Below are 15384 nucleotides of genomic sequence, written 5' to 3' on the forward strand. Positions count from 1 at the left end.
ACGTGACACGCACGCGGTGGCCTGGCCGCGAGAGTGCCCGCTCTCCTGCTGCTGCGTGAACGTGCATGGGGCGCAGGGGGCCACCATCGCGCTCCGGCCCCGGTCACGTGCCCCGGCGCTGCTCGTGGACGGCCTTCATGAGGTCCTCGATGGCGGACTGGGTGTCGCGGTCACGCGCGTCGTCGATCGCTTCGAGAGCGGCGGCCGCGGCCTCACGAATGGGGTGCGGCAGCCCGTCGGCTGCCGTGAGTTGGTAGGCGGCCTTACGGCGCGCCGTGCGCTCGGTGGGGTCTACCGCGTCGGGGCCGGACAGCGGAAAGACGGAGGCCCTGTACGCGGATATCCCCAGCACCATCATGTCCGCGAGTCCGTCGGCGTACCCGAGCGCGGCGGCCTTCCCCTGTCCTTCCCTCATGGTGGCGATCATTTGACGGCGGGACAGCACCGTGGCCAGGGCGCCGCCGCCTCCCAGGGAAAGCGCGCAGGTGACGGCGAGGAACGGCCCGCTCCAGGCGAAGCCGGCGAGTGCTCCGAGAGCCGCGACCGCGATGGTCCATCCGGCCGCTGTCCGGGAGCTCATTTGCTCAGGTGTGGTGTCCATGGTGGGAGTGTCCCAGCCGGTGCCGACAGCACCAGTGCTGGGCGGACCGCCGGCCTCAAATCTCGGGCAGCTACTGCCAGAAGGCCGGCCGCACAGGCCGGTGTCGGAGAAGACTGACTGACTGACTGACTGGAAGCGACGTCTGCGCATGCCCAAGCAGAGTCCGGTCGCGGTCCGCCCGGGTCGACAGCCGCCGCGTCTGTGAGCCTCAACGACCAGGCAGCCCCTGGCACTTGTTCAAGACCTAACAAGCACATCAACACGCCCCCGCTCCAGGACATCCTGTCCGAGGAGCCCGGCCCTCGTGCCGCAACGGGCGCCGGGCCCAGGCAACCCCAGGGCGCAGGACGACGAACGCCCGTTCAGTCGATGACGGCGGTGGCTTCGATCTCGACCAGGTGCTCGGGGACGTCCAGTGCCGCGACGCCCAGCAGTGTGGCCGGCGGTACCGGGGTGACCCCGAGCTTCGCGGTCGCCCGGGTGATCCCTTCCATGAGCTGGGGCATCTTGTCGGGGGTCCAGTCGACGACGTAGACGGTCAGTTTCGCCACGTCGTCGAAGGAGCTGCCGATCTCGGCCAGGGCGGTGGCGATGTTGACGTAGCACCGCTCGACCTGGGCGGCGAGGTCGCCTTCGCCGACCGTGACCCCGTCGACGTCCCAGGCGACCTGCCCGGCGATGAAGACGAGCTTCGACCCCGTCGAGATCGACACCTGCCGGTAGACATCGATGTCGGGCAATCCGCTGGGGTTCACCAGGGTGATGGCCATGCTGTCCGCCTCCATTGCATGAGAGCGCGTGGGCTCGCTTCCACCGAGCCACGACGCATGTGCTCTCTTGTGGTTACTCAGGAACCGTAGGAGAGTGGCTGCTGACATGGAAGAACGCACTTTTCAGTGACTGGGGAACCTTAAGGTGACCAAGCAGTTCACGGGCTCGCCCGACGAAGCGGACCTGAGGCGCGCGGACTCTCTGGCGCGGGAGATCTTCTCGGACGTCGCCAACAAGTGGGCGCTCCTGATCATCGAGGCTCTGGGGGAGCACACCCTGCGCTTCAGCGAGCTGCGCAACGAGATCGAGGGCATCAGCCACAAGATGCTCACCCAGAACCTGCGCATGCTGGAGCGCAATGGCCTGGTCGAGCGGACAGTGCACCCGGTCGTGCCGCCGCGGGTCGAGTACACCCTCACCGAGCCGGGCCAGGCACTGCGGGTGACCATCGACGGACTGTGCGACTGGACCCACCGGTACCTCGGTCACATCGAGGCCTCCCGCCACCGCTTCGGCACCTGACGGGTTGAGCGCTCGCCGGCCGCCCCGAGTGGCTTTGCGGCCGCTCAGAGGTACGGGCCTGCGAGAAGCATCCACGGAACGCCCACGGCGAACGGCATCAGGCCCAGGACCCACCACATCTGGTGCCGGGGCCGTCGGGAGAAGGAGAACGACAGCACCGCCGCCCCCGCGACCAACGCCGCATATCCCACGTACCACCCGCGCTCCATGGCGTCGCGCCCCCACAGACTGATACCGGCGCTTTCGAGTTCCTCGCCGATCGCCACCCCGGTGTACTGGTCGCCCCACGCAGCCGTCACGGACGCCACCTGACAGATCGCCAAGCCCACCAGGGAAAGGAGCAGGAGCGTGGGCAGGCGCTCCTCCATCGCATGGCGCGTGCGCCACAGCAGGTACATCCCGACGGAGACGATCGCCGGTGAGATCGAACCGAGATAGGCCGCCGTGTAGAGCTTCGTGTACGCCGTATCTCCGGCCGATGCGGAAGGCGTGCCGCTGGTGGCCGCCGCACCGAGCATTTCGGCGCGGTCAAGGAGCTTCCAGGTCTCGGGGATCACCACGAACAGGAGTAGCAGCCATATTCCGCTCGCCCCACCGACGAGCCACCGTTTCCACTTGACAGTGAAACGGTGGAGATCGAGCACCTGGCCAGGCGTGTCCATGAGCGGATGATAGCCAGGGCTTCGGGCGGCGATCCGAGTCCGGACCGCCGGCCTTACGTTCCGGGCGAACCGCGCGGCCTGTGCGAAGCCGGGACGTCGTACGGGCGGCCTGTGCGAAGCCGGGACGTCGTGCGGGTCGACGACACCGCCGTGCGCGACTTGGTGTACGTGCCCGCGCCCCCGTCCGCCGTCCGCCTCCGCGGCATGCTCGTCGAGGGGGTGGACGGGTTGAACCGAGTCCACTGAGGGCAAACCACGTCCCTCCGCCGGGTCACCGCCCCTACACTCCTGGTCATGACGGGGGTTGAGACGGTCAACCTGGTAATCGGGATCGTGAGCGTGATCGCCGCGGTGGCGGGCGTCTACTTCGCCTATCACGAGTACCGCGAGCGGCGATCGGGTGCAGGTCCGGGCTCCGGCGACGGTGGTGGAGGCGGAGCGTCCGAGCCGCCGGATCCAGCGGATCCACCACATCGGCAGGGGCCGTACGACGTCCTCGTGTTGTACGCGTCCGGCGACGCCGACGCGGCGGAACTCCTTGCCGGTCGGCTCCGCGAGGAGAACCTGCGCGTGTTCCTGGTGCGCTGGGTCGCGCCAGGGCTGATCCCGTTGCTGGAAACCGAACAGGCGCTCACTGAGGCCGCTTGGGGCGTGTTGGTGTTCGGCTCCGGCACGATGGTCGACCTCCGCGCCCGGGACGAGTACGCGGCGCTGCTCCACCGCAAGTACGAGGGTGGCTTGCGGTTCGTGCCGGCGCGGACCACGGACGACCCGCTCCCCCCGCTCGCCGCCATCCACCAGCCGCTCGACCTCACCCGCCCCGGTACCGCCCACTACGACCGCGCGGTCACCGGCCTGGTCCGGCTCATTCGCGCACCACGGCGCTCGGCGGGCGCCTGAGATGGGGGTCACCCGGCCGTGGCGACTGCCTCGGTGGACCGAGGTGCGTGAGCTGCACCGGGGGCGGTGCGGGCGGATCGTACGGGCGTGGCCGGCCACCGGAGCTCTGGCGGGGCACCGGGGCCCCGGCGTACCTGGCCGACGTGTACGCCGCCGCATGTCTGCCGCACCTCTGCCTGACCGGTCAACTGCCCTTCTCCGTACCGCAGTTGTTCAGCGTGATGGCCCGGCACACCACGGCGCCGGTACCACTGGCGGGTGTCGCCGAGCCACTGCGGGTGCCGTCGGCCTCCGTGCTGACCAAGGGCCACGGAGCTGCCCTTGCGGCACCCTCCCGCCGTAAGGTGCCGTACGCAAAAGAACTGGGTTAGTACGACATATTCAACGGCCGGTGTGGGATGGGGAGTTCCCCCTAGTCTGGTGTCCGGCAGCCGACGGCTCGGTCCAATAGCCGTACGGCCCCGTGCGACCATGCCCAGGAGGTCCAGGCCGTTGAACGACCGGTCGAACGACGTTTTCCTCTCCTACACGGCCGACGACGCCGCCTGGACCGAACGGCTGGCCGAAGAGCTCGTCGCGCACGGGGTGAAGCCCTTCTTCGCCGAGTGGAGCATCGAGCCGAGCGACGTGATCGTCCACCGCCTGGACAGCGCACTGCTCGCCTCCATCAACGGCATCGCCGTGATCAGCCCGGCCTCCGTGCGTTCCTCCCGTGCCATGGACGAGTACGCGGCGCTGGCCACCGCTTCGGCCGAGCGCGGACTGCGTTTCATCCCGGTGCTGCTCGGCCACGTCGCCTTACCGCCGTTCGCCGCGAACCGCGTCTGGCGGGACTTCAGCGACGTGACCGACGAGGAGTTCGCGGAGAAGGCCGCCGAACTCGCCGCCGTCGTCGCGGGCGGCCCGGCCCAGGCAGGCGCCGCGGCCGCCCGGGACAACCTCACTGCCGCCCACCGCTCCCCGCCCCGGCCGGTCACCCCACCGGGCCGCCCCGCCTTCGTCGTGTGCTACGCCCCGGCCGACGCCGAGTACGGGACGGCGCTGGCCGGTCAACTGCGCGAGGCCGGGCTGCCGGTCTGGTCGATCGGCGACCTGCGGCCCGGGGACGCCCACTTCTGGACGATCCGGCAACAGCTGCGCAGCGCCCTTGCGGTCGTCGTCGTGATGACTCCTCAGTCGCAGGACTCCGACGACATCACCCGCATGATCCTTGAAGGCCAGGTGCACGGACGGCCGTTCGTCCCCGTGCGGTTGGACGGACAGGTCAACTACCACCTCGCCACCGCCTGGCACATCGACGCCCGCGACGGGGCCCTGCTCGACGCCGCCGCCCTCGGCCTGCTGAGCCGCCTGCACGAGGACATGACCGGGGGCCGGCCACCCCGGCTGCCCGAACCACCCCGCCACGGCACACCCCCGGCCGCGCGGATGACGCCCTCCGTCGGCCTGGAACGGCTCCGCGCCCACCTGGCCGAGGGCGAGTACGAGCACGCCGATCTGCTCACCACGCGGCTCGTCATGGAGTCGGCCGGCCGGCTCACGGAGGGCTGGCTGAGCGCACGGCACGCCGCCGCCGTACCGCGCGAACTGCCTGCCGGCATCAACGCGTTGTGGGCCCACCACTCCCACGGCCGGCAGGGCTTCCGGCGCCAGCTCGCCCTCACCCCTGCCGGGGGACCGCGTGGCCCGCGCTTTCCCGAACTCGGCGCCGCGCTGGGCTGGCGCGACTCGGCCGAGGCTGCCGTACCCCGGCTCTACCGCGACTTCGCACGACGGGCGGGACCCGGAAGACGGACCGGGTTCTACCCCACGCTGCGTGACCCGGGCCAGGAGAACGCCTCGGACTGGTACGACCGTTGGAGCTCGACCGTGCTGGCGCTGCACGCACAGCTGCGGGAATGGGGGGACTGACCCGTGATCGTTCTGGTACTGCTGATCCTGCTCGCCATCGCCGTGGCGGTGGCCTGGAAGGGGCGGGTCGTGGTGCCCGCCGACCACGTCGGCATCATCACCCGGCGATACGTCCCCCAGCATCCGGACCGCGCGTACAAGCAGGTCAACCCGCACAACGCGCGCGGAGTACTGGCCCGCACACTGCTGCCAGGCGTCCATTGGATGTGGCCGGTGATCAACTCGGTGGACTGGGTGCCGAGGGTGCACGTGCCGACGGGCATGTTGGGCGTGGTGACGGCGCTGGAGGGACACAACCGGTCCCAGCGGGGCAGACTGGCACGGCATCTCGACTGCGACGACTTCCAGGACGGCGAGCGGTTCCTGCTCGGCGACGGCACCAGGAAGGGCGAGCAGGGCATCCAGGTGACGACCTTGAGCGGCGGCCAGTCGTACTACCTCAACACCCGTCTGTTCAGCGTCGAGATGAGGCCGCGCACCCATGTACTGCCGGGCACGGTCGGCCTGGTCCAGGCGAAGGAGGGCAGCGTCCGGCCGCCGGACCGGCGGTTCGGTCGGCACATCGAGTGCGACAGCTTCCAGGACGGGGAGGCCTTCCTCGCGGGCGGCGGCGAGCAGGGACGGCAGTGGCCATCCTCGGCGGCGGGGCGTACTACGACATCAACCCCGAACTCTTCGACGTCCTCACGGTCGACAACGTGACGGACTCCCGGGACGGACTGACCGAGGCGCATCTCCGGGAGATCTCCATCGAGGAGGACTACACCGGAGTGGTCATCGCGCTGGACGGCGCCGAGCCCGACCTGGAGCTGCACGGCGCCGTGGCACCGCGAGTGGCCGGGCACAGCAACTTCCGCCTGCCCTGGGTCTTCCTGGCGAACGGCGGGCAGCGCGGCGTCCAGGAGGAGACCCTGGGCAAGGGCCCTTCCTACGCGCTCAACCCGTGGTTCGTGCGGGTGATGGTGATCCCGACACGGGTGCTGATCCTCAAGTGGCACAACAAGCAGACGTCCGAGGCTGACAACTACGACTCGGACCTCGGGCAGATCACCGTCAAGGTCCAGGGCCGCTTCGAGCTGTCCGTGGACCTCTGGCAGAACCTCCAGATCCCCCAGCATGTGGCACCGACGCTGGTCAGCCAGTTCGGCGGCGCCAGCACCGCCGGACTGGGCGGTCTCGTCGAAGACGCCGCCCCCATGAAGCGATTCGTGCGGGACGTGCTCGGCGTGGCCGTCACCGGCTACTTCAACGAGATCGCCATGACGAACTCCGTCTTCGAGTTTCTCGGCAGCTACGAGGACGTCCGCAAGAACCTCACGGACCGGGTCAAGCACGCGCTGGGCAAGTGGGGCGTGGAGACACTGGAGACCAACCTCGGCGATTTCGAGCCCACCGACACGTCCATGCTCGACGCCCTGAAGGCGGAGCTCATTGAGGAGATGCGGGGCAAGACGCTCGACGAGGCCGTCAAGAACGCCAAGCGGCAGGACACCATCGACGTGTACCTGGCGCGCGCGGAGGCCCGCCGCGTCGGCCTCGAACTCAAGGCGGAAGTGGAAGCCCTGGGCCGGGACAACGTGGCCATGATCCGCATCGTCCGTGAGTTCGCCGGCTTCGACGTCCCGCAGTACATCGGCGGGGGCGGTGACATCTCGGCCTACCTCTCGACGCTGCCGCTGCCCGCGGTGCAGGACCTCCTGGCCCGCCTGCGACAGCTGCGGACCGACCAGCAGCTCACCGAGGGACCGGCACCGCAGGAACTGACGATGGACACGAGCGGGAAGCCAGCGGAGACGGGAGGCCCGGCCGAAGCTCAGGACGGGGCCGATACGGCGAACCTCGCCGGCGCGCACGACGCGGTGGGCATCGAGGCCGCGGCCGGTACGGAGGCGGCGATCGGGAGCGGCAGCGAGGTGTGGACGGAGCGCACCCGGGACGACGACCGTTAGGTCTTTCGTTTGGATCCGGCCTGATCCAAACGAGAGGCCCTGAGAGGCCCTCCGGGGTGCCGTGTCCGTCCACTTCACGGTACGAGCAGCGTCGGGCATCACGCATCGAGATACGGAACCGAGTCATCAACCCGCGGTCGGTGGAGGGGCTTGGGGAGGGAACTGCCCTGGGCACGAGAGCGGGGCCCGAATGCTTCCCGTCACGCGGGCAGCCTCTGGACCTGCCCGCAATTGCCCGTCCGCCTAGGAGCGGCCCCGTTCGACCACTGGACCCGCCACGGCCGCGGCGTCACCCGCCCCGGGCGATGCCGTAACCCGTCGGCGCCTGATCTCCGCCACCACGTTCCACACCCCGACCAGCAGGCAGAACAGGCCCGTCGCGCCCGGGAGCAGCCAGGCTCCCAGGCGGTGTTCGACCGCCACGGTCGATGAGGGACTGTCGACGGTGGCCGCCAGGGGTTCGGCCGGCTTCTCGTCGAAGGCGGTCTCGACGTCCACCTTCGCGATACGGAACGAGCCGTCGTCGGCCTCGAACGAGCCGGAGCACAGCACACCGTCGTCGCCGTGCCGGGACTCCGAGATCTCGCAGTGTTCGGCGCGGAACTGTCCGCTCTCCCCCGTCAGCCGTGTCTCCAACCGCATGAGGCCGCTGCCCAGGAGAAAGACACCCGCGCCCAGGCCCAACAGTGTGACAAGTACCCGTCTTGGCCCCATGCGTTGCATCCCCACCCTGTTCCTTTTGATCCGTGACCGTGTCATCGGCCGGCGCAGCCTACCGCCCCCGTGGGGCCGGGCTGCGGTCGGGATGCCCGCCCCCACCTGGACACACCGGCCCGGCCCGCGCCGCCCGGCCCCGCTCCTCTGCCGTCGGCGAATCTGCTGCGGGCCAAGAAACCTGACGGAGCGGCGCGCACCGGCCAAGAGTGGTGGGACAGCGGCTACCGCAGCCGTGCCACGACCAGGAGGGCCGATGTCAGCACCCATCACCGGCTGGGACCCCGTCATGAATCCCCGCGCCGAGGAAGGCGACACGCCGCCCGGCCGCGGTCGCCGAGTCTCGGTCATGATCCGGCCCCTGGCGGGGCACCAGGGTCCTTTGGTTCGTCTGATTCATCTGGTTCGTGGGCGTTTCTGGTGTGCCCAACCCTCGTGCGTGGTGGCCGTGTTGTGGCCGGCTCCCGGTGGACCTGAACTCCCCAATTATTTGGATGCAAATGAGTCACGGCGGGAATCCGGCCGCATCTCCCCCGCTGGAGGGGGTCACGGTCGCACCCGCACCTCGCACACGGGAACACGCACCACACCCCTTCCAGGGTCGGAGCAAAGCCCTGACCTCGAAGAATCAAGAACTATGGCCCATTCGATACTTGGCGTGGCCACGTCAGGATCTCTAACGTCGAGCCATGACAGATTCCCCCCACCCCGACCCCGCCGGAACGTCCGGCAGCCCTGAGCCCGCCGACGACCGCGGCCATGCCACCCGCAGGTCCGTGATCACCGCCCTGGGCGGCACGGCTCTGGGCCTGACCGCCATAGGCCTCGCGGCCCCCACATCCGCGCAGGCGACCGCCGCGGCCCCCCGGGGCGCCGCGGCACACACCCCCACCCGGCTCGCCGCCGCCTGCGTCCTGACCCCCGAACAGACCGAAGGCCCCTACTACCTGGACCTGGAGACGGTCCGCAAGAACATCACCGAGTCGAAGCCCGGCGTCCCGCTCACCCTGCGGGTCACCGTCGTCGATGCCGCGACCTGCGCACCACTGCCCGCCACGGCCGTCGACATCTGGCAGTGCGACGCGGTCGGGGTCTACTCCGGCTACGTGGCGGGCGGCTCGACCCCCGACACCACGTTCCTTCGCGGCGTACAGCTCAGCGACTCCGCCGGCGTCGCCGAGTTCACCACCGTCTACCCCGGCTGGTACGTCGGCCGCGCCATCCACATCCACGTCAAAACCCACGTCGGCGGCACCGTCTCCAACGGGAAGTACCACGGGGGCCATGTCTCCCACACGGGCCAGCTCTACTTCCCCGAGACGTACAACGGCCGCGTCGCGACCCTGACGCCGTACCGGAGCAACAGCGCCGGCCGCACACTCAACGCCCGGGACAGCATCTACCGCCAGGGCGGATCCTCGACGCTGCTCACCCTGACCCAGGTGGGAAGCGACCTGGGCAGCGGAGTGATCGGCACGGTCGTCCTCGGCATCCACCCCTAGGCCACGCCCCGACGGACCGGCCCCCGCGCACCGGCCCCGCGCTTCCTCCCGCGGCGGGGCCGGTGCGGCCACCACGTTCGGTGGGCATGCACACCGGTCGTCCCGGTGCCGACGCACGGCCCTACGGAGCGGTCCCTTCCTCAAGGCCCGGGTTCCGGCCCGGTGTCCCGGGCTGACAGCCATGCGAACGATCAGGAATGATCGTTTCATGGTCAAGCTTGCGCCTCAAAACGCCATCGTCTCCACAGCGTTAGTCATCGCCGGTCTGCTCGCCACCGTCGGCTACTTCGCCGCCGCCGACGCGCACCTGGACGCACAGTGGGCCGCGTGCGACAGCCTGCCGGCCACCTGGCAGATGTACACAACGGCGTACGGCGGACTGGCCTGCGGGCTCGGCGGGCTCGTCGTCGCCGACCGGCTCGTGCGGCACACCGGCACGATGACCTGGGTCGTCGGCGCGAGCGCGGTGGCCGCGGCGGTGCTGCTGCTGGTGCACGGCTTCCTTGTGTACCTGCTCTACCAGCCCGACCCCGGCGGGGTGTTCAGCTGCGCCGGATGACGGGTCCCCCGCCGTTAAGGTGTGCGCCGTGGGGATCAGCGAACGGGCAGAGGCCGTACCGGCGGCCGCAGGCGAGCGGGACGCACCACCGTGGTGGCGCGTCCCGCTCGTCGCGACGGCCGTCGTCGTGCCCCTCTACGCCCTGTGGGCCATCTGGCTCGCGACCGGCGGCGGCGATCTGGCCGCACAGCTCGCCTGGGCGGGCTTCATGGAGCGCCACCCCGGCTCCGCGTACAACCTCTCCTGGTACGGCGGCACCCACACCGCCAACTACAGCCTCCTCGCTCCCCCGCTGATGGCCGTCCTCGGTGTACGGACCGTGTCCGTCGCCGCCGGTCTCGCCGGGACCTGGGTGCTGGCCCTGCTGTTCGCGCGCGCCCGGGTCGCCCGCCCGGTGTGGCCCGCGGTCCTCGGTGCGCTGGCGCTGTGGTGCAACGTCGCCTCGGGGCGTACGACCTTCGCGCTGGGCGTCGCGATCGGGCTGCTCGCCCTGCTGTACGTCCACAGAACCGCGCTCGCCGCGCTGTTCGTGGCGCTCGCGACCACGGCCAGTCCCGTCGCGGGGCTCTTCCTGCTGGTGGCGGGGGCCGCCTGGCTGCTGGACCGGCAGTGGCACAAGGGGGCCGCGCTCGTGCTGCCGCCCATCGTCGTGGTGGGGGCGGTGACGCTGCTCTTCCCTTTTCAGGGCGAACAGCCCATGGCCACCGGCAAGCTGTGGATGCCGCTGACGGTCTCGGCCGCCGTGGCCCTCGCCGCGCCGCGCGACTGGCGGGTGGTGCGGTACGGGGCCGGGGTGTACGGCTTCGGCGTGGTGCTGACGTATCTCATCGCCTCGCCGATCGGCACGAACGTCGAACGGCTCGTCGGTCTCGCCGGTCCCCCGGTCCTGCTCGCAGCCGTGCTCACGGGCGGGGTCGCCCCGCTGCTCCGGGCCGTCCTGGCGGCCGCCCTCGCCCTGAACACCTACTGGCTGATCGACAAGACCGACGACGACCTGATCGTCTCCAACGACGTGCCCGCGTGGGCCTCCCACACCAAAGGCGTCGTACGGGAGCTGAAGCGACTGGGCGCCGACCGCACCCGGGTCGAGGTCGTCCCGGCCCGCAACCACCGTGAGGCGGCGGTCCTCGCCCCGCACGTCACCATGGCACGCGGCTGGAACCGTCAGCTCGACGTGGAGCGCGGGCGGCTCTTCTACGACGGGTCACTGACCCCGGCGACCTACCGCGCCTGGCTCGACCGCTGGGCGGTCGGTCTGGTGGTGCTGCACCACGGACGGCCCGACGGGCCCGCGGAGGCCGAGGCTGCGATCGTCAGAAGCGGCCCCGGCTGGCTGGAGCAGGTGTGGCAGGACGAGGGCTGGACGGTCTACCGGGTGCGGGACGCTGTCCCGCTCGTGTCCTCGCCCGCGACGGTGGTGCGCGGGGACGACGCACAACTGGTGGTACGGATGCCGTCGGCCGGGTCGGTGACGGTACGGGTGGCGTACTCGCCGTGGCTGCGGGCGCAGGGGGCTTGCCTGCGGCAGCAGGGCCGGTGGACGCGGCTGACGGTGCCGCGGGCGGGAGAGTACCGGCTGGACTCCCCCTATCGCCTGCCGCGTTCGCCCTGCTGAGCACAGACCACCCGAAAGGGCCGGTCGCCGCCACCGAGGCTCGGGCATGGCCGCGAGGTCAGAACGCCGCGGCCTGCTCCTGCCTCAGGCGGTTCCCGGTGGCCGAGGCGTCGTAGCCGGGGGCGACGCCCTCGACGCGTCGGCCTACCCCCTGCCGGGCTGCCGGAGTTCCGCCTGGAAGACAGCGGCGGGGCGCTCGCGCCGGTAGCCGAGCCGTTCGTTGACCGCCAGCATCGGGCCGTTGTCGTCGGCGACCGTCGTCGCGATCTCCCGTACGCCGGGCCGCTCCGCACGCACCGTCCCCAGCATGTGCCGCTTGACCGCGCGGCCCAGTCCACGGCCCCGGTGGGCCGGGGTGACCACTGTGTCGTACTGGAGGGCGCGGGCGTCCGACGGGTCGCGGAGCACGAGTTCGGTGTACGCGGCCACGGAACCGTCCGCCGTGTGGAGCACCGCCGAGGACAGGAGTACTCCGCCCCGGTCCACGATCACCTGTGCGGCGGCCCGTATCCGGTCCGCGTCCCAGCTCGGGGCCTGTTCGTCCGTATCGCCGGCCGGGGCGTCCGCCATGGCGTTGTGCGCCTGGGCGAACGCGTCGGCGAGAGCGTCGGGCACGACGCCCGCCCACCCGCGGTACGCGTAGCCCTCGGGGAGCTGTGGTGCCGGCGGGTGCGCCGCGCTCGCCTCGCGCACGTTCTGTACGTACCAGCCGAGCGCCAGCACGTTCTCGAAGCCGAGTCCGGCGGCGAACTTCTCGCCCGCACCGCCCGGTTCGAGCACGGTGGAGACCGAGGTCCGCCCGTCGGCGGTCAGTTCGGCCCGCACGGCGGACCACAGGGCGGCGCCGATCCCGCGCCGCCGGGCCCGGGGGTGTACGGCCAGCACGTCGAGGAAGGCCGTGTGCCGGTTGCCCTCCTCGGCGAACAGCAGCAGCGAGGCCACCCCGTCGTACGAGCCGTCGAGCGCCGTCGCCGCGAGGTGGACGGTACGCCCGCTCACCGAGGACCGCCTCAGCTTCCCCTCGGTCTCGACGCGGCCGGGCTCCGGAACCCGGGGCGGAAGGTCATGCGCATGGGCCGCGGTGATCACGGTGTGCCAGGCGTCGACGGCGGATGCGGTGGGCGGGTCCGGGAGCCGGGTGATCGTCATGTCCTGGACGGTACGGGCCGTTTCCGGCCGTCGCAGGCCAGTTCCTCCGCTCGGCCCCACGGCCGGATGCGCCCTGCACGGGGTGGTCGCCGGGCTGTCGGAACGGGCCCCGGACGTACGAGGGCGGCGGCACCCACCGGGGTACCGCCGCCCTCTGTGTCCGTTGAGCGTGCCACGTCGTGCGCGGCCCGCCTCAGGCATGCCCGCGTCAGGCGTGGCTCAGACCGCGGAGCCGGACTTCCAGGCGCTCCAGCTCAGGTTCCAGCCGTTCAGGCCGTTGTCGGGCTGGATCGTCTTGTCCTTGGAGTTCTTCACGATCACGACGTCGCCGACGAGCGAGTGCTCGAACAGCCAGGCCGCGGGCTGGTTCGGGTCGCCCGCGCCCTTGACGTCGTTCAGGCCGACACAGCCGTGGCTGGTGTTGACGCTGCCGAAGACACCGTCGGAGCCCCAGTAGTTGCCGTGGATGAACGTCCCCGACGAGGACAGCCGCATGGCGTGCGGGACGTCCTTGATGTCGTACTCGCCCTTGCCGTCGTCATCCGTGAAGCCGACCGTGGCACCGTCCATCCGGGTCTCCTTGAACTTCTCGGAGATCACCATCTGGCCGTTGTACGTCGGGTTCTCGGGCGAGCCCGCGGAGATCGGGATGGTCTTGATCGTCTTGCCGTCCTGCGTGATCGTCATCTGCTTGGACGACGCGTCGACGGTCGAGACCTGGTTGCGGCCGATCTTGAAGGTGACCGTCTTCTGCTGGACGCCGAAGACTCCCTGGGCGCCCTCGACTCCGTCGAGGTTCAGCTTCAGGGTGACGGTCGAGCCCCCCTGCCAGTACTGGTCGGGGCGGAAGTCGAGACGCTGACCGCTGAACCAGTGGCCGACGACCTCCTGGCCGCTGCTCGACGTCACGTTGATCGCGGACTGGACGGCCTTCTTGTTGGTGATCGCCTTGTTGAAGTTGATCGAGACCGGCATGCCGACGCCGACGGTGGAGCCGTCCTCGGGTGTGAAGTTGCCGATGAAGCTGTTGGCGGGCGAGACGGTCGTGAAGGAGGAGTTCTCGTGGGCCTCCCGGCCCTCCCCGTCCTTGGCCGTCGCGGAGATCTTGTACGTGGTCGAGCGCTCCAGCTGCCCGTCCGGCTTCCAGCTCTTGCCGTCGCCGGCGAGCGTGCCCTTGACGGCCTTACCGGCCGCGGTGGTCATCGCCACCTGGGTCAGCTTGCCGTCGCTGACGGTGACCTTCGCCGCATTGTTGATGCTGGCGTTGGTGGTGCCGTTCTTCGGCGCGATGGCTATTCGGGCCTTCGAGGTGTCCTTCGCGGCCGCCTCGTCGACCTGGGCCTGCGACTTCTTCGAGCTGTCGGCGCCGCCCTTGTCCCCGTCGCCGCTGCAGGCAGTCATCACCAGCAGGCCGCCGAGCACCGCGGACGCGGCCACAAGGCCCCTGCGCCGCTTGCTGTCCGTCATCACACGCTTCTCCATCGTCGCCGATTCCCCTGACCAACTGCCCAGGAGAACACTCAGTCAGGTTCTCCGGTTCCACATCCACCACGGATGTGGGAAACGCCACTCACCGACGCTCACGACGCGGATGTGGCCTCGCCGGTTACCGACGCAACCGTGGCCCCGCCGGTTGCAGTACGGCACAAATGCGGCCGATTTCCGGTTCAGCGCCGGAGGTGCCTTCGGACGCGGCCTCAGGGCCGGCTGTCGCCGTCCTCGCGGTCCTCGCCGTCCTCCTCGTCATCTCCATCTTCCTCGTCGAGATCCCACTCCTCCGCTTCGGGGTCGTAATCGATCTGTTCGCTGCTCCAGGACGCCTGGGCGAGCTCGATGCCCGGCACCTCGCTGACGACGTCGAAGGGGTCCACGAGATACGCGATGGCCTCGGCCTCGTCCTCGCGCACCGCCGACCGGGCGTGCGCGCGCTCCTCGTCGGGCATGAACTCGTCCGCCGCGATGCGCTCCAGCGCCGCGCCGGTCAGTGCCTCCGGGTCCCCGATCTCCAGCACCAATTCCACCCGCAGGCGCACATACCGTGATGTCTCAGAAGTGGTCATACGACGGAGCGTAGAGCCCGGGTCCGCCCGGCTTTCCCACGACCCGCTGCTTTCACTAGCATCAGCGCACCGGCCAATTCGAGGATGCCTCAAGGGGGATCGAGTCCGTGTCCGTCGCACGTCGACCGCTTCTTACCGCCACCGCCGCAGGGACCCTGCTCTGCGCCATGTGGTTCGTTCCCTCGGCGAAGGCCACTGCCGAGCGGGAAGCGGCCGTCAGACAGCACACCGGCACACCTGCGATGCCCGCGACCCCGCAGGCGGCTGCGGGGTCGCGGGAACCGGCGCTGGCCGACACGGGCACCGTGGACACCACGCCGTATCTGATCGGCGGCACGGCGTTCCTGGGCATGGGCATGGGCTTTGTGACGTACTCCGTGCGGCGCCGCGGCATGCCGGCCCGGTAGACGGCATGCCTGCTCGGTAACGGCAGGAGCCCCCGCCCCGAGGGCGACCCGGAGTCCGGGGG

The 15384-nt window shown here is 70.3% G+C and carries 18 protein-coding genes; 11 read left to right on the plus strand and 7 right to left on the minus strand.

Going from position 1 to position 15384, the window contains the following annotated elements:
• Positions 1-103: 103 nt before the first annotated feature.
• Both OG293_RS12725 and OG293_RS12730 read right to left on the minus strand, forming a co-directional pair.
• Positions 104-601: a hypothetical protein gene (locus tag OG293_RS12725; RefSeq protein ID WP_405998916.1), complete on the minus strand. Its 498-nt coding sequence runs from the start codon at positions 599-601 to the stop codon at positions 104-106.
• Between the two features lie 362 nt (positions 602-963).
• Positions 964-1371, minus strand: a complete 408-nt coding sequence (locus OG293_RS12730; protein ID WP_405998917.1) for a RidA family protein — start codon at positions 1369-1371, stop codon at positions 964-966.
• 145 nt (positions 1372-1516) lie between these two features.
• On the opposite strand from OG293_RS12730, the gene OG293_RS12735 reads away from it, so the two are divergent.
• On the plus strand, positions 1517-1894 hold the full coding sequence (locus OG293_RS12735) for a winged helix-turn-helix transcriptional regulator (RefSeq protein ID WP_405998918.1): 378 nt from the start codon (positions 1517-1519) through the stop codon (positions 1892-1894).
• Positions 1895-1938: 44 nt separating this feature from the next.
• On the opposite strand, the gene OG293_RS12740 is transcribed toward OG293_RS12735, so the two are convergent.
• Complete coding sequence (locus OG293_RS12740; protein ID WP_405998919.1) at positions 1939-2556, minus strand: hypothetical protein; 618 nt, start codon at positions 2554-2556, stop codon at positions 1939-1941.
• Positions 2557-2667: 111 nt separating this feature from the next.
• On the opposite strand from OG293_RS12740, the gene OG293_RS12745 reads away from it, so the two are divergent.
• The 6 genes from OG293_RS12745 (at position 2668) to OG293_RS12770 (ending at position 7316) form a co-directional block, all read left to right on the plus strand.
• Positions 2668-2802, plus strand: coding sequence for a hypothetical protein (locus tag OG293_RS12745; protein ID WP_405998920.1), 135 nt, complete (start codon positions 2668-2670; stop codon positions 2800-2802).
• Between the two features lie 48 nt (positions 2803-2850).
• Positions 2851-3456, plus strand: coding sequence for a toll/interleukin-1 receptor domain-containing protein (locus OG293_RS12750; RefSeq protein WP_405998921.1), 606 nt, complete (start codon positions 2851-2853; stop codon positions 3454-3456).
• Positions 3457-3503: 47 nt separating this feature from the next.
• Positions 3504-3827 carry a hypothetical protein gene (locus tag OG293_RS12755; protein WP_405998922.1) on the plus strand — a complete coding sequence of 108 codons (324 nt, stop codon included), beginning with the start codon at positions 3504-3506 and terminating at the stop codon, positions 3825-3827.
• A gap of 121 nt (positions 3828-3948) precedes the next feature.
• The gene (locus tag OG293_RS12760) at positions 3949-5367 is read left to right on the plus strand and encodes a TIR domain-containing protein (RefSeq protein WP_405998923.1); all 1419 of its coding nucleotides are present in this window, start codon (positions 3949-3951) and stop codon (positions 5365-5367) included.
• A gap of 3 nt (positions 5368-5370) precedes the next feature.
• Positions 5371-6069, plus strand: a complete 699-nt coding sequence (locus tag OG293_RS12765; protein ID WP_405998924.1) for a hypothetical protein — start codon at positions 5371-5373, stop codon at positions 6067-6069.
• Positions 5994-7316 carry an SPFH domain-containing protein gene (locus OG293_RS12770; RefSeq protein WP_405998925.1) on the plus strand — a complete coding sequence of 441 codons (1323 nt, stop codon included), beginning with the start codon at positions 5994-5996 and terminating at the stop codon, positions 7314-7316. Before OG293_RS12765 ends, OG293_RS12770 begins: the two co-directional genes overlap by 76 nt.
• A 243-nt stretch (positions 7317-7559) precedes the next feature.
• On the opposite strand, the gene OG293_RS12775 is transcribed toward OG293_RS12770, so the two are convergent.
• The gene (locus OG293_RS12775) at positions 7560-8030 is read right to left on the minus strand and encodes a hypothetical protein (protein WP_405998926.1); all 471 of its coding nucleotides are present in this window, start codon (positions 8028-8030) and stop codon (positions 7560-7562) included.
• 689 nt (positions 8031-8719) lie between these two features.
• Here OG293_RS12775 and OG293_RS12780 point away from each other — a divergent pair.
• The 3 genes from OG293_RS12780 (at position 8720) to OG293_RS12790 (ending at position 11706) form a co-directional block, all read left to right on the plus strand.
• Positions 8720-9532: an intradiol ring-cleavage dioxygenase gene (locus OG293_RS12780; RefSeq protein WP_405998927.1), complete on the plus strand. Its 813-nt coding sequence runs from the start codon at positions 8720-8722 to the stop codon at positions 9530-9532.
• 208 nt (positions 9533-9740) lie between these two features.
• Positions 9741-10091, plus strand: a complete 351-nt coding sequence (locus OG293_RS12785) for a hypothetical protein (protein WP_405998928.1) — start codon at positions 9741-9743, stop codon at positions 10089-10091.
• A gap of 127 nt (positions 10092-10218) precedes the next feature.
• On the plus strand, positions 10219-11706 hold the full coding sequence (locus OG293_RS12790; protein ID WP_406003575.1) for a hypothetical protein: 1488 nt from the start codon (positions 10219-10221) through the stop codon (positions 11704-11706).
• Between the two features lie 144 nt (positions 11707-11850).
• On the opposite strand, the gene OG293_RS12795 is transcribed toward OG293_RS12790, so the two are convergent.
• The 3 genes from OG293_RS12795 to OG293_RS12805 all read right to left on the minus strand — a co-directional run bounded on the left by OG293_RS12795 (position 11851) and on the right by OG293_RS12805 (position 14915).
• Positions 11851-12855, minus strand: a complete 1005-nt coding sequence (locus tag OG293_RS12795; protein ID WP_405998929.1) for a GNAT family N-acetyltransferase — start codon at positions 12853-12855, stop codon at positions 11851-11853.
• A 219-nt stretch (positions 12856-13074) separates the two neighbouring features.
• Positions 13075-14337 carry an Ig-like domain-containing protein gene (locus tag OG293_RS12800; RefSeq protein ID WP_405998930.1) on the minus strand — a complete coding sequence of 421 codons (1263 nt, stop codon included), beginning with the start codon at positions 14335-14337 and terminating at the stop codon, positions 13075-13077.
• 215 nt (positions 14338-14552) lie between these two features.
• The gene (locus OG293_RS12805) at positions 14553-14915 is read right to left on the minus strand and encodes a hypothetical protein (RefSeq protein ID WP_405998931.1); all 363 of its coding nucleotides are present in this window, start codon (positions 14913-14915) and stop codon (positions 14553-14555) included.
• Between the two features lie 107 nt (positions 14916-15022).
• Between OG293_RS12805 and OG293_RS12810 the strand changes: the two genes are divergently transcribed.
• Entirely contained in the window at positions 15023-15322 is a 300-nt protein-coding gene (locus tag OG293_RS12810) for a hypothetical protein (protein WP_405998932.1), read from the plus strand.
• Positions 15323-15384: the final 62 nt, after the last annotated feature.

This window comes from Streptomyces sp. NBC_00829 (assembly GCF_045161795.1).
GTDB lineage: Bacteria > Actinomycetota > Actinomycetes > Streptomycetales > Streptomycetaceae > Streptomyces.

Excerpts from the sequence above, each read along its gene's own strand:
- OG293_RS12725 (WP_405998916.1), bottom strand. The coding sequence starts at position 601 with ATGGACACCACACCTGAGCAAATGAGCTCCCGGACAGCGGCCGGATGG.
- OG293_RS12730 (WP_405998917.1), bottom strand. The coding sequence starts at position 1,371 with ATGGCCATCACCCTGGTGAACCCCAGCGGATTGCCCGACATCGATGTC.
- OG293_RS12740 (WP_405998919.1), bottom strand. The coding sequence starts at position 2,556 with ATGGACACGCCTGGCCAGGTGCTCGATCTCCACCGTTTCACTGTCAAG.
- OG293_RS12750 (WP_405998921.1), top strand. The coding sequence starts at position 2,851 with ATGACGGGGGTTGAGACGGTCAACCTGGTAATCGGGATCGTGAGCGTG.
- OG293_RS12775 (WP_405998926.1), bottom strand. The coding sequence starts at position 8,030 with ATGGGGCCAAGACGGGTACTTGTCACACTGTTGGGCCTGGGCGCGGGT.
- OG293_RS12780 (WP_405998927.1), top strand. The coding sequence starts at position 8,720 with ATGACAGATTCCCCCCACCCCGACCCCGCCGGAACGTCCGGCAGCCCT.
- OG293_RS12785 (WP_405998928.1), top strand. The coding sequence starts at position 9,741 with ATGGTCAAGCTTGCGCCTCAAAACGCCATCGTCTCCACAGCGTTAGTC.
- OG293_RS12795 (WP_405998929.1), bottom strand. The coding sequence starts at position 12,855 with ATGACGATCACCCGGCTCCCGGACCCGCCCACCGCATCCGCCGTCGAC.
- OG293_RS12800 (WP_405998930.1), bottom strand. The coding sequence starts at position 14,337 with ATGGAGAAGCGTGTGATGACGGACAGCAAGCGGCGCAGGGGCCTTGTG.
- OG293_RS12805 (WP_405998931.1), bottom strand. The coding sequence starts at position 14,915 with ATGACCACTTCTGAGACATCACGGTATGTGCGCCTGCGGGTGGAATTG.